9 protein-coding genes are annotated in these 13883 nt (G+C 70.0%); 3 read left to right on the top strand and 6 right to left on the bottom strand.

Features of this window, described 5'->3' with window-relative positions:
* Positions 1–62: 62 nt before the first annotated feature.
* Together PLE19_05685 and rho are read right to left on the bottom strand one after the other, a co-directional pair.
* Positions 63–1319 (bottom strand): molybdopterin-dependent oxidoreductase, encoded by a 1257-nt coding sequence (locus PLE19_05685; protein ID HPD14419.1) that lies wholly within the window; start codon positions 1317–1319, stop codon positions 63–65.
* Between the two features lie 10 nt (positions 1320–1329).
* Positions 1330–2439, bottom strand: a complete 1110-nt coding sequence (rho, locus tag PLE19_05680; protein ID HPD14418.1) for a transcription termination factor Rho — start codon at positions 2437–2439, stop codon at positions 1330–1332.
* Positions 2440–3338: 899 nt separating this feature from the next.
* Here rho and PLE19_05675 point away from each other — a divergent pair.
* Positions 3339–4238 (top strand): PfkB family carbohydrate kinase, encoded by a 900-nt coding sequence (locus PLE19_05675; protein ID HPD14417.1) that lies wholly within the window; start codon positions 3339–3341, stop codon positions 4236–4238.
* A gap of 105 nt (positions 4239–4343) precedes the next feature.
* Positions 4344–7838 (top strand): SUMF1/EgtB/PvdO family nonheme iron enzyme, encoded by a 3495-nt coding sequence (locus PLE19_05670; protein ID HPD14416.1) that lies wholly within the window; start codon positions 4344–4346, stop codon positions 7836–7838.
* An 84-nt stretch (positions 7839–7922) separates the two neighbouring features.
* Here the strand turns inward: PLE19_05670 and PLE19_05665 are convergent, their stop codons facing one another.
* Positions 7923–9068, bottom strand: coding sequence for an aldo/keto reductase (locus PLE19_05665; protein HPD14415.1), 1146 nt, complete (start codon positions 9066–9068; stop codon positions 7923–7925).
* A 165-nt stretch (positions 9069–9233) separates the two neighbouring features.
* Between PLE19_05665 and PLE19_05660 the strand changes: the two genes are divergently transcribed.
* On the top strand, positions 9234–9950 hold the full coding sequence (locus tag PLE19_05660) for an NAD(P)-dependent oxidoreductase (protein HPD14414.1): 717 nt from the start codon (positions 9234–9236) through the stop codon (positions 9948–9950).
* Here PLE19_05660 and PLE19_05655 read toward each other — a convergent pair whose 3' ends face one another.
* The 3 genes from PLE19_05655 to PLE19_05645 all read right to left on the bottom strand — a co-directional run bounded on the left by PLE19_05655 (position 9951) and on the right by PLE19_05645 (position 13514).
* Complete coding sequence (locus tag PLE19_05655) at positions 9951–10418, bottom strand: YbaK/EbsC family protein (protein HPD14413.1); 468 nt, start codon at positions 10416–10418, stop codon at positions 9951–9953.
* A gap of 73 nt (positions 10419–10491) precedes the next feature.
* Positions 10492–11778 (bottom strand): MFS transporter, encoded by a 1287-nt coding sequence (locus PLE19_05650; GenBank protein ID HPD14412.1) that lies wholly within the window; start codon positions 11776–11778, stop codon positions 10492–10494.
* A gap of 161 nt (positions 11779–11939) precedes the next feature.
* A complete protein-coding gene (locus PLE19_05645; protein ID HPD14411.1) occupies positions 11940–13514 on the bottom strand; it encodes a hypothetical protein in 1575 nt (524 codons plus the stop codon).
* Positions 13515–13883: the final 369 nt, after the last annotated feature.

Here is a 13883-nt window from a genome sequence, read left to right as displayed (position 1 = left end):
ACATGCGGGCAAGGGTAAGCCCCGTGGGAGAGGGAGCAGGTGGGCATGTTCGGGGCAGGCCCTTATGTGATGGTGATGGGGGTCTGGTGGATGGCGTTGTTGCCGGCCTTGGGGAAGGGGCGCGGCATGGGCTGAGCAGCGCCATTGGCGTCAATCGTGCGGCAGCGCAACTGATAGCGCCCGGCGGCGAGGCCGGGCGCCAGCGCGGCCCAGTGGACGATGGTGTAGCGGAGCGGCCAGGTGCGCGGCTTGCCCGTGGCCGGGTCGAACTGGAGGGGGATGGGCGGCAGCTTGCCGTCGGGCAGGCCCCCGCCCCAATCGCTGGGCGGCGGCAGCACCTCGGCGTCGCGCCAGTCGCACTGGGTGAAGTACGGGTCGTCGGGTCGCGGAGGAGCGCCCTCCGGCTCGATGGCGTATTGCACCTGGCGGAGGCCCGACATGCCCACCTGGGCCATGCCCACGAGAGGCAACGGCTCGCCCGCCTTGGCCTCCTTCGGCACGTGGAGGAAGCGGGCGGCCGTCTTCATCGGGCTCTCCACGTCATTGTTCCAGAGCGCGTAGGTGTCGTTCGCCTGGAAGCTATTCGACAAGACGACGTGGGTAAGCCACTTGGCCGACTTGTTGCCGTAGGCCCCGGGCACGATGAGGCGCACCGGCCCACCGTTCCTCGGCGCGAGCCATTGGTCGTTGAGCTTGTAGCACAGGATGGCCGGCAGCTCGCCGGGCGGGTCCTCCAGCACGCGGCCGATGGGGAGGGAGACGATGAACCGCTGCTTCGGGTCGCCGTTGTCGTAACCCCAGTAGATGACGCGGCGGACGTTGCCCGTGGGCTTGGCCAGCCAGAGTACGTCGCGGAGCGGCACGCCCTCCCACAGCCCCATGCCGAGGGGATCGGGGATGTTCGTGCAGGTGAGGACATGCAGGAATCGGACGGCGTGCTTCCCGGCGAGCGCCATCAGCCCCTTCCAGGTCAGCGCCGTCCCGCGCTCCTTCGACAGCGGGTTTGCCACCTGGCTGTTGCTCTGCGGGTCGGGCACGACCTCCAACTGCCAGGTCTCGGGGTCGAGGCCGGCCTCGCGGCGCTTCTCGGGCGAGAGCTGGGGGAGGGGCGGCTTCTCGCGGTTGAACTCGCGGAAGGCTTCGGGGCGGGTCAGATAGGCCAGCTTCGCCTTCGCCTCTTCGAGCCGTGCGGCGGCCTCGGCCGCCTGGGCGGCCGTGGTGGCCGCGCCGAGGCCCAGCGTGCCCGCCACGCCGAGCTTCAGCAAGCCACGTCGGCTCAGCCGGTCCCACTCATCCGCCGTGTTCGTCTGTTCCGCCATCGGCGATCCTTTACTCATCGGCCCCGGGGAGGTTGGCGAGGAATTCCTCGTTGGTCTTGGCCCTGCGCATCGCGGAGACAAGGTGGGTGATCACCTCGGCCGGCTGGCGGTCGGCCAGCACGCGGCGCAGGCGGCGGACCATCTTCATCTCGAAGGGCGTGTACAGCTCCTCCTCGCGGCGGGTGCCGCTGGCGCTGACGTTGATGGCGGGGAAGATGCGCAGCTCGGCCAGCTTGCGGTCGAGCACGATCTCCGAGTTGCCGGTGCCCTTGAATTCCTCGAAGATCAAATTGTCCATGCGGCTGCCGGTGTCCACCAGGGCCGTGGCGAGCACGGTGACGGAGCCGCCGCCCTCGATGTTGCGGGCCATGCCGAAGAAGCGGCGGGGAATCTGCATGGCCGAGGCGTCGAGGCCGCCGGTCATGGTGCGCCCCGAGCCGCCGCCCTCCACGTTGAAGGCCCGGGCCATGCGGGTGATCGAGTCGCACAGCACCATGACGTCGTGCCCGCACTCCAGCTCGCAGCGGATGTGGTTGAGGGCGAGGCTTACCAGGGTGACGTGGTCGGCGTACGACTGGTCCATGTTGGAGGCCCAGACCTCGGCCTTGGTCGTGCGGCGGAAGGTGGTGACCTCCTCGGGCCGCTCGTCCACCAGCAGGGCAATCACCCGGGCGCTGGGCTCCTCGTCCAGCACGGCATTGGCCAGGTCCTCGAGGATCGTGGTCTTGCCGGCCTTGGGCGGGCTCACGATCAGCCCACGCGTCCCCTTGCCGATCGGGCAGAAGAGGTCCATGATCCGCATCGTCATTTTCGTGGATCGCCCGATGTGGTAGCGTTTGTTCGGCGCGATGCTCACCAGCCGGTCGAAGGGCGTGCGCCGGGCAAACTGGTCGGGGCTCAGGCCGCATACGGAGCGCACGTCGTGCATGACGCGCGCCGCGTGATGGTTCGACTGCACCGTGCCCTCGAGCCGGGCGCCGTCCACCAGGCCGTACTCGCGGATGAGCCCCCGCGGCACCGACGCGATCGCTCCGTGGGACCGGAACATGTGCTCGGGGTCCACCAGCAAGCCGTTGCCGTCCCTGCGCATCGTCAACACGCCACGCACAAGCTCGGGCATCGAACGGAAACTCCTGTCCTTGGGATCGCCGGCAAGGCGCTGCCCTGCCCGCGGCGGAGGCCGCAACGAATGGAGCCGGGCCACTCTCGGCCGAATCGTGGAGAGACGGATGACTTGGTGCTCTGGCCGCGGGCAAGGCCTGCCATGCGGCGCGGCGTACCGTCGGGAAGCCGGACCACGCTCTTCTTAGGCTACACAACCCGTGCCGCCCTGTCAAGCGCGAGTGACAGAGCGAGGGTGGGCCGGAATCGTAGGTGGTTTCTGGGTTTTCAGGGTTTCGCGATCCTGGCGTGACTGGCCCGGTGCAGGGCGTGGGCATGCCAGCTCCTGGCGGACCGGGCGGTTCCCCGGGAGGGCGCCGCCGAGCGGCTGGCGGGCGCAGCCTGCCCATGCTGTATCAACCCTGTGAGGCGAGGAGTGATACAGCATGGGTAGATGGGCGAGAATGAGCGATTCTCGCGGCTCCGGCCATATTCGCTCATCTGCGCGATGAGCAAGTATGGGAGCGGGACTGGCCGGAGGGCGTAAGGCAGTGGGGCATAGAGGGTTATGGGATGGCCTCCGCGGGCGCCGCGGCGCCCGTCGCACGCTCCCCAATGGCGGCCGCGTCGGGATCGCCAAACCCTGATGAGCCTGGTTTCTGATGCGAGAATCCCCGGAACAGGTGAAGGCCCCGCTGCAAAGTAACCGCGAGCGTCCCGCTTGCGGTTCTCTTCATCGGTTCGACAAGCGGGACGCTTGTCGCTACGAGAGCCCGCAGTAGAAGCCCTCTACAGAAATGGCTCACACCCCGGCGGGGCGCGGGCGAGGGGGGCATTTGACTTCCCGGCGGCCATGGCCGATACTCTCCCCCGGCCCCAGCGTGGGGCTTCACGAACACGGCTGAAGGACGCGCGGACATGGGCTCAGAGCTGATCAGCATCGGGCTGTCGGTGATGGATTATCTCTTCCTGTGCGACGATCTGTCGCGTGGGCGGTTCGTCGGCGCGAGCGACCACCTGGTGCAGGGCGGCGGGCTGGCGGCCACCGCGGCCGTGGCCATGGCGCGCCTGGGCGGCCGCGTGGAGATGTGGAGCCGCGTGGGCGATGATCTCCAGGGGCGCTTCATCCTCGAGCAATTCCAGGCCGAAGGCGTGGACACCAGCCAGGTGCGCGTGTGCCGCGGCGGGCGCAGCCCGGCTTGCGCGGTGACCGTGGACCGCCGCGATGGCGAGCGCTACTTCACCTACTTCGCCGGCCGCGGCCTGGACCCCTCGCCCGAGGGCCTCGACTTGGGCCGCATCGCCCACGCGAAGGCGGTGCTGGTGGACTGTTGTTGGCCCGAGGCCCAGATTGCCGCCGCCCGGCACGCGCGCGCGTGCGGCGTGCCCGTGTGCGCCGACGTGGGCGGCGTGGGCCATCGCATCCCGGAGCTGCTGCGCCACGTGGACTACCCGATCTACTCGCAGGAGTGCGCCCGCCGGCACGGCGGCACGGGTTCGCTCGAGGGCGACCTGCGCCGCCTGGCCGAACTGGGCGGCATCGCGCCCATGGTCACCCTCGGCGCCGATGGCTGCGCCTGGCTCGAGGGGGGCGAGGTGCGCCGCTTGCCGGCCTTCCGGGTCGAAGTGGTGGACACCACGGGCTGCGGCGACGTGTTCCACGGGGCCTTCACCTTCGGCCTGGCGCGCGGCTGGGACGTCGCGCGCACGGCGCGCTTCGCCTCAGCCACGGCCGCCCTGAAGTGCCGCGCCCTCGGCGGCCGCACGGGGATCCCCACTTACGACGAGGTCGCCGCCTTCCTCCAGCAGCACGGCTGAGCAGGGGAGCCGGGCGGTCCGGTTGCGCGAGCCGCCGCCAATCGGTACACTAGAGGCCGGAACAAGCGGGGGGCCCGACCAGAGGCATCGTAGGAACCGCGAGGGATGGAGTTCAACACCGCCGGAAGTTTCGAGTGTGTGCGCTGCGGCGCAGTGTGCACGGCATCCAGTGTGGGCGACCTGCTGATCGCGGAGTGCCCGGCGGGCGACCAGCGCTACGTGCTCACTCTGCACGCGCCGGGCGACCTGGCGACCGAGGCCGCGGACGACCCGCTGATCGGCAAGACGCTCGGCCCCTGCCGCCTCGTGGCGCGCGCGGGCTTCGAGGGCGGCCTGCCGCTCTACCACGCCCTCGACACCGCGCTCAACCAGCCGCGCTCCGTCCGCATCCTGGCCGGCCCTGCCGCCCAGAACGCCGCGCAGTTCCAGGCCTTCGTGCGCGCGGGCAAACTGGCCGCGGCCGCCCGCGACTCCGCCCTGGCCAACGTCACCTACCTGGCCCGCTACCAGGGCAGCCCATTCACCGTGTCTCCTGCGCTCGAGGGCCAGACCTTCGACCAGGCCGTTTCGGGGGCCGTGCGCATGCAGGCGAGCGAGGCGGTGCGCCTCGTCCGCCGCCTGGCCCGGGCCGTGGCCGCGCTCCACGCGCGGCAGATCGTGCACCGCAACATCGGGCCGGATTCGGTCTTCATCCTCCCCAACGGGGAACCGATGCTGCGGAACTTCGCCTTCGCGGTCGGGCCGGATTCGCCGGCGGCCCCCCGCGAGGTGGTGGGCCAACCGGGGTTCCTCGCCCCTGAGCAGATCGCGGGCCGTGCGCTGGACGGCCGGGCCGACCTCTACGCGCTCGGGGCGCTGCTGTATCTGGCCGTGGTGGGCCGCCCGCCCTTCGCGGGCGCCGGCCCCTCTCAGGTCCTGCGAGCCCAGCTCGAGGGACCCGCCGCCGCCCGCCAGGCTATCGCCACCGCGGCGCCGGAGTTGGCGGACCTGGTCACGCGCCTGTTGTCGGCGACGCCCGAGGCGAGGCCCGAGAGCGCCGAAGCTCTGATGGACGCCTTGACGCCCGGCGCCCCCCTGCCCGCCAGCGCCGCCACCCTGGCGGCACCCGCCATCGGCTTCGAGGAGAGCAAGCTCACTCTCGCCCCAAGCCCGCCGAAGCCCGAGCGCCCCGCCGTCGAGCCGAAGCTCTCGCTCAGCTCTCCCGGCCCGGAGTTTAAGCTCGCCGAGCCGGAGCCGCCCGTGGTGCCGCCCGCGGCGGCGCCGAAGATCGCCAAGAGCGAGCCGCGCAAGCGCGACGAGGGCGACATCCTCGCCCTCGCCGCCGACGAGCCGACCGAGGAGGAGCGCCTGCGGATGCTCCCGTCGCTGGAGCTCGGCCCGCGCCGCGCGCCGGCGCCCGCCAGGTCCCCGCGAGCGCCCAAACCGGCGGCGCCGGCGGCCGCGCCGGTGATCGCGCCCGCGCCCAGCCCAGCCCTTCCCGGCCCGGGGCTCGACGAGCTGGCGCTCCAGGTGGACCACAAGGCCGATGAGGGCCCGGTAGGGGGGGTGGACATCCGCCCGCCCGAACCCGAGCCGGAGCGTCGCCTCTCGCCCCGCACCCTCGTGATGGGCGGCGTGGCGGCTCTGCTGCTCGTGGGCTTTATCCTCAGCCGTTTCGTCTCCTGCGGCTCCGGCCCAGGGGCGGACACCGCGGGCGCCGGAGGGAGAGCCGGCGCCCGAGGCGGCCCGCGCAAGGCGCTCACCGAGGCCGAGAAGGCGGCCGCCGCGGTCGCCAACGAGTTCGCCCGGCTCGAAGCCTTCGCCAAGAGCAATGCCAAGGACCCCGACACCGTCATCAAGCAGTGCGACCTCTTCCTCGAGAAGCACGGCTCCGCCGAGCAGGCGGCCGCGGCCAAGGCGCTCCGCGAAGCCGCCCAGGCCACCGCCCGCGAGATGAGCGCCGAAGCCGACAGCCGCGCCCTTCAGGCGAGCCTCCGCGAAGCCGGCAAGAAGTCGGCCGACAAGCTCCTCGAGATGGAGGCGTTCCTCAAGAAACACGCGGGCACCAAGGCCGCCGCGGCGGTCGAGAAGCTGCGCGAGACGGAGCTCCGAGCGCGCGAGAAGGCGGCGGAAGCGGCCCTGCGCACCGAGAGAGCCAAGATCGAGAAGGACCTCAAAGGGGGCGCCTACGGGCTTGCCATCGCCGCCCTGACCCGCTTGGCTGAGGCGTACGAGGGCACCAAGTCGGGCGCCGCTGCCGGCACCGAGGCCGGGGAACTCCGTCAGAAGCTCGCCGAGGACTTCAAGGAGAAGAAGGCGGCTCTCGAGGACCTTGCTAAACGCATGGCGTTCGCTGAAGCGCTGGCGCAGCTCGACGAGCCGCTGAAGAAATGGCAGGACGAGGACCTGCGGCGCGAGGCCACCGCGCTTGCCGCCGCCCTGCGGGAGCAGCGCGACAAGACGGTCGAGAGCTACGGCACATTCCTCGCCAAGTTCGACGCCCTGGTCACCGCCTGGCAACTGGACGAGGCCCTCGCGACGGCCAATGCCGCGGCCGCCCAGGCCGTGTCGCCCGCGCACCGCGAACTGCTCCAGGCCAAGGCGGGCGAGGTGGCCGTGATGCAGCGCGCCCTGGAGCGAATCATCGCGGGCGCCAAGGCCGAAGCCGCCAAGGCCGCACAGGGTGACGGGAAGATCTGGCTCCAGCGGACCACCGGCGCCCGCCTGCGAGCCGTCATCACAGACCCCTCTGCGACGGGTCTCGAGGCCGACATGCCCGGGTTCAAGGGCCACCTCGCTTGGGCCGATCTCCACGCCGACCAGTGGACGGCCTTCGCGCGCAGCGCGCCGGGCGACCCCACCGCCGCCGACCACCACGCCCTGGGCCTGGCGGCCCTCTACGCCGGCGAGCCCGACACGGCATTTGCCGAGTTCACCAAGGCGGTGGAGCTCGACGCCGGGGCGCTCGACGCCATCCTGCCCAGCCTGCGCCACCACGCACAGGGCTTCCGCTATCTGGCGGCGGGCCGCTTTCCCCTTGGCCCGCGCAAGGAGCCTCAGGCGCTCGACGGCTTCCTGCTCGGCCGCGCGGAGGTGACGAACGCCGAGTATGCCTTCTTCGCCCGCGTGACGAAGGCGGAGTTGCCCTCGGAATTGAAGGTCGCCGAGGCGCGCGCGGACCTCCCCGTGGGCGGCCTCACCTGGCAGGAGGCCGATGCCTACGCCCGCTGGCTCGACATGCGGCTGCCCACCGATGTCGAGTGGGAACGCGCGGTGCGAGGCTCCGACGGACGGCTCTATCCCTGGGGCGACGCTTTCGACGCGAGCCGCGCCAACCTGCTCCGTCCAGCCGCCAAAGGTCCCGCGGCCCCCGCGCCCCTGGTGCCGGCGCACCGCCACCTGTCGCGGCGCGACGACTCGCCTTTCTTCCATCTCGTGGGCAACGTGCGCGAGTGGACGGCGACGCCGGTGCTCGACCCGAAGGGCGCGGCCACCGCGTACCTGGTCGTGGGGGGTTCGGCGGCGGACCGTGAGGCGGCGGCCGCGGCCACGGCGCGCGCTCAGGGCAAGATCAACGCCCGCGACCCCTACACCGGCTTCCGCCTGGCCTGGCCCCGATGAGAGAGGGGCGAGGCGCGAAGGCGAAGCAACCTGGCCAGGGCGTGGCGGCCCACCAGGCCGCCTCTCTCTGCCAATTGCTGGGGCTCAGACCGTCTTCAGCAGTTCTGCCAGGTGCTGCATGCGCTTGGCCACCGGCACGTGCCGCGGGCATTTCTCGGTGCACTTGCCGCAGGCCTTGCACGCCGCAACGTTCAGCTTCCCGTCGCTCCGCAGCCGCTCGAGTTGCTCGTCGCCCGCCGGCAGGCCGAAGATCTGGCTGAGCTGGTAGGTGCCCATGAGCTTGTAGATCGGCAGCTCGAAGGGGCAGGCGTTGTCGCAGTAGCGGCACCCGGTGCACAAGGCCTCCCCCTTGCTGAAGTCCTGGAACGCCCGCACGAAGCGCTCGCACTGGCCGGGCGTGAGCCCCGCGGTGCCGCTGGCGATGGCTGCGTTTTCCTCGAGGTGGGCGAGTTCGTTCATGCCGCTGAGCACGGTGGAGATGGCGGGGTTGCTGAAGAGGAAGCGGAAGGCGATCTCCTGCACGGGCATGCGGCGGAGCTCGACGAGCGCGTCGTCGAAGGCGCTGGAGTGGCCCACCAGGATGCCGCCGTAGAGCGGGCCCATGATGGCCACGCCCACGTTGTGGTCATGGGCGTAGCTGATCGCCTCCTCGACGTAGCGGTTGGTGAAGTTGTAGTAGACGGTCACGAAGCGGAAGTCGGGCACGCGGCCGAGCCACTGGATGATCTCGTCGGGCCCGCCGTGGCTGGTGAAGCCGAGGTGACGCACGAGGCCCTGCTCGCGCGCCTCGCGCAGGGCGATGAGCGGGCTGTCCTTGCCGCTGCACGCCGCCTCGAAGTGCGCCGCCTGGCTCATGTCCCAGAACTGGTAGAAGTCGAAGTAGCTCACGCCTGCGCGCCGGAGCGAGGTCTCGATGCACTGCCACATCTGGTCGCGGGTGTGGATGCCGAGGCAGCGGTCCACGCGGGCCTCGCCCTTGCGGGGCTGGGCCTTGGCCGAGATCACAAGCTTGGAGCGGTCGAGGCCCTGGATCGCGGCGCCCACCCAGGCCTCGGCGTTGTCGTCGCCGCTCTTGTAGGAGTAGGCGGCCCCGATGTCAATGTAGTTCAGCCCCCGCTTGACCGCCTGGCGGATCATTTCGACGGCGTTGTCGCGCCCCTTGAACCGCATGGTCCCGATGCCCAGCAGCGAGACGCGGACGCCGGTGTTCCCCACTGGCCGATACTGCATGAACGCCTCCTGGTTTGCTGCCGCTCCCACCGTCGGTCGCGGCGCGCCACATTCTACCGACTAGGCCCCCGCAAGGCAAGCGGGGCGCGCCCTTGACAACGGGCGCCAGCCGGCTATAGTGGCGGGGCGTCCCAGGAGTCCACTCGGGAGGGGAAAGGAGCGCGAATGAGAGTGTTGCTCGTCGGCGGCTCGGGCTTTGTCGGCGCCATGTCCACCCCCTATCTCAAGCAGGAGCATGCGCTGCGTATCTTCGACCTCGCGCCCCCGAGGGACGCGACGCTCGAGTACTTCGCCGGCTCAGTGGCCGACGCGGCGGCGGTGCGCCGCGCCCTCGAGGGCATGGAGGGGGTGGTGTACATGACGATGGGGCGGTCCGCCGATGGGAAGTACGACTGCCGCGACATTGACGTGAACTACGACATCCACGTGAAGCATCTGCACCGCGTGCTGCACGCGGCGGCGGAGGCCGGGATCAAGCGGGCCGTCTACACCAGCTCGATGTCGGTCTATGCGCACCGCCCCCACGGCTTCCCCGAGGGCGACGACACGCCGCCCGACGCACCGGATGTGTACGGCTTCACCAAGCGCCTCGGCGAGATCGTGTGCGAGCACTTCGCGCGCGTGCACGGGATGGCCATCGTCTCGTTGCGGCTGAACGGCCCGATGCCGCTCGAGGACTGGCTGGCCGCGGCCCGCGCGGGGCACGTGGTGACGCAGACGGCGGCGCCGGACGTGGCCCGGTCCATCTCGCTGGCGCTCACGGCGCCGGTCACCGGGGCTCACGCCGTCAACATCGCGGGAGATTACCTGGGCAAGCGGGTGCGCTGCACCCGCGCGAAGGAACTGCTCGGCTGGGAGCCGCTGACGCGGCCGCCGGCCTGATCACGCCGGCATGGCGAACTCGCAGACCTTGGGCTTCACCAGGCGCTCGAAGTCCGCATAGGCCAGCTTCACCAGCTCCTTGTGCGTCCCCGCATTGAAGGCGATCGAGCGATCCTCGGCCAGGCTGGCCTCCGCGTAGACCGGCAGCCCGTAGAGGTTGCCGAACGGCGGCATCGCGCCCACCTCGCAGCCGGGGAACAGATCGCTGAAATCGCGCTCGCTCGCCAGCTCGGCCTTGCCGGCGCCGGCGGCCTCGCGCAGCCGAGCGAAGTCCACCCCGCGGCTCGCCGGCAACACGGCCATGGCGATCCTGCCGTCGAGCTTCACGATCACCGTCTTCGCCAGCTCCTTGCCCGGGATGTGCGCCGAAGCGGCGATCTCCTGCGCGGTGAACGCGGGAGAGTGGCTGACCGAGAGGTACTTCACACCGTGGCTGTCGAGGAAGTCTTTCAGCTTGCGCAGAGGCATTGCGTCCCTCCTTTGCTGGCGAGGCTGCAACCGGCCCTTCACCCTCTCAGTGTATTATACCCTGCGCACTCCGTCATGCAACCGCTTTGTCATGGCGTCGCGTACCTGAGAACAGCAGCATCATGCCAACCACGGCCAGCCCCGCGAGGCCCGCGCCGATGCCGAAGGCCCGCGCCGGCCCCAAGACCTGCCAGAAAACACCGAACACCAGGCTCGCGGGGAATGCCGCCAGCCCGATCGCGCCGTGGTAGAGCCCATAGGCCGTGCCGCGATGTTCGCTGGCCACGAAATCGGCCACCAGCGCCTTCTCGGCCCCCTCGGTCAGGCCGTAATAGACGCCGTAGACGGCGATCAGTGCCCAGTACTGCCACGCCTCGGCCACGAAGGCCATGCCCAGATACACCAGCGCATAGATCGCCCAGCCGGCCACGATCACGGGCCGCCGCCCCAGGCGGTCCGACAGCACGCCGCCCGGCACGCTGAACACCATCTTCGAGAGGTGCAGCGCCACCCATACCCCGATGAGCGGGAGCAGGCCAAAACCGAACTTCGTGCGCCCGTAGAAGACCAGGAACAGATCCGAGCTGTTTCCCAGCGCGAAAAGGGTCACCACGCCCACGAAGGCATAGAAGCGGCCAGGCAGGTGCCGCCACGCGCCGCGGGGGCCGGCGTGCTTCGCGGCCGCCGGCGTCGGCGCGACCTCGCGCACCCGGCCCACCAGCGACACCATGGCCGCGATGCCCGGGAGGAGGGCGAACGCGAACAGCCAGCGCAGCGCGCGCATCTCCTCGGGCGTCGCACGCTCGGTCGTGCCCTTCCAAAGCCCATAGCCCAGGAAGCCATAGAGGATGGCAATGGCGGCGATCGGCCCCAGGATGGCGCCCGTGTGGTCCATCGCCCGATGGAAGCTGAAGGCCAGGCCCCGGTGCTCCTTCGGCACCGAGTCGCTGATCAGCGCGTCGCGCGGCGACGTGCGGATGCCCTTGCCCACGCGGTCGAGAAACCGCAACGTGACGACGTGCCAGCCCGCGAAGCACACCGCCATCAGCGGCCGCACCGCCGACGAGACGCCGTAGCCCAGCACGGCCAGGGCCTTGCGCTTGCCCAGCGCGTCGCTGAGGCGCCCCGAGAAGATCTTCAGCAGGCTCGCCGTCGTCTCCGCCAGCCCCTCCATCACGCCCACATAGAGCGCCACTGCGCCCGCCGGCACGAGGCCCGAGAAGAACACCGGCAGCAGCGGGTAGATCATCTCGCTGGAGAAGTCCGTGAACAGACTCACGAGGCCCATCATCAGCACGTTGCCGCGCACCGCGCCCTTCCAGCCGGAGGATCGCGCGGACTCATCGCCTGGATTCACCATGCTGGTCTTCCCTCAAGTGAAGTTGGATGCTCGGGGACCCGTGCCGCGCCATTGATGCGTGTCATTCCGAGCTTGTCGAGGAACCTCTCAGGGGCCTGACGCGGCAACAAGGGATTGCTGCGATCTACGGCAGCAAGCCCCTGAAAAATCGTTCGACAAGCTCATGATGACACCCTCGTATGGCCCATGTCGAGAACCAAGATGCCTCCCGTTGCCTCGGCCAGAATCGCCGGCTCGCCGGTCACGCGGCGGAAGCCGCCCGCCCGGGCGCGGGCCTCATAGCCGAAGCCGTTGTGCCGATAGGCGACGGCGTCGGGCGCCACGCCCACAATCGGCGGCGTCTTCGCCGGGCTCCACGACACCTCGAGCGCCCAGGGCACCGAGACCCCGCGAGCGCGGAAGCTTAGCATGGCGTCCTCGCACAAGATTTCAAGCGCGCCTCCGCCGTCCAGCGGCCATCGAACGAGCAGGCTGGCTGAATCGGCCTCGGTCACCGACGGCTCGCCGCCGTGCAGCGGACGGCCGGTGTGGGCATGGACGGGCCGCATGCCCGCGAGGGCCTCCGCCGTGCTCCAGTTGAACCCGTCGAGCACGGGCAGCGTGTCATAGGCCCACCAGTGCGTCGTCACCGGCTCGGTCAGATACCGCTCCGCATAGCGTTCGTCGAAAAGGTGAATGTCGCGCACGCGGAACTCGCCGCCCTGCCAGAAGAGATTGGTGCGATAGAAGCGGCTGTTGTACCAGACGCTCTTGCGGCCGAGGCCCCGCCAGTCCCTCAGCGCCACGACCGCCGTGGCGGGAGTGGCCTCGAACTGCGAGCGGAACCAGCAGGCGGACTCCTCGAGCGTCTCGACCCGCAGTTCGCCGCCTCGCATCATCTCAGCGCAAAGCGCAAGCTGATCGGTCAACCCGTCGCGCATCCTGGGCCAGCCGAACGAGTTCTCCTGCCCCACCTGCGCGTAGGCCAACGCGAGGCAAGGGGCACGGAAGTTCACGTCGAAGAACCATCGCACCCAGCTCGGCGAGCCGCCCCCCTCCTTGTACGCCGGCTCCAGCGACACCACGCTCTGGCACTCGCTGCCCAGGTTGCAGTCGTACTGCTCGATCGGGTCGCTGCCCAGCATGCGGAAGACGGGGATGGGAATCTGCTCGGCCGCCGTCTGCGCCGGCATGAAGGCGTTGCGCCGGCTCGGGTAATACGCCTGATTCCAGTAGCCGCCCCAGGCCGTGTAGCCGTCGGTGCCTACCTGGTCCTTGCAGTTGCACGACGCCACCACACCGTAGCGGTCGGCCAGATAGCCCAGTGAGTGGGCGTCAATGAACCACGAGCCGACCGAACGCGGCAGCCGCCCGAATGTCGCCTTGAAGTCGCGCAGGAAAACGTCAATCAACCGCTCGCGTTCGGTCGGCGTGTAACCGAACGCGAAGTCAACCTCCGCGTGCCAGTCCCACGGAAATCGCCCGCGCCACTCGAGGCCGGCCGCCTCGACGAGGGGTTGGACGATCTCCAGCCACGCCCCGACCTCATGGCGTTCATCGAGCCCCTCCTTCAGCACCTTGACGAACCGCTCCTCCCGCATCGCATCGTATTGAATGAGGAAGGTCGCGGGCAGCCCGTGCTCGCGCACGAGGCGCACCTGGTTCACCACCGGCTCCAGCAGGTCGGGCGCAGGCTCCCGCGGCTCCACGGCCCGGATGAAGTTGATCACATTCACAATCCGCCGCCCATCGCCCACGGCATCGCTCCTCTCCTCCCGTCCGCATAGCGTATCTTCTGAGGGCGTCGTGTCAAGTTGGCCGGCGACCCTCGACCGTGCTGGCGGAGTCGGCCTCCTCGGCCCGGGCAGTGCGCTGCGCTCCCCCGCGGCAGAGGGTGGAGTCCCCGCGCCAACCGGTGCCGAGGGCACGGCGCCCAATGGCGGCGCCTGCGCCCCCATTGTCTTGGAAACCAGACACGCCGCCGCCATACTCGCTCATCTATGCCGCCGCCGGGCACTGAGCAAGTATGGCGCTTTGGCGATCCGGGCGGCTTTACGGCCTCTCCCGCCATACTTGCTCAATTTCCTCCCCCTCGAGGTTGAGCAAGTATGGCGCATGAGCAGCCG

This window comes from Planctomycetota bacterium, assembly GCA_035384565.1.
Classification (GTDB): Bacteria; Planctomycetota; PUPC01; order DSUN01; family DSUN01; genus DAOOIT01.
The sequence above is the reverse complement of the archived record's forward strand: the minus strand, read 5'-3'. Positions and strand labels throughout refer to the sequence as shown.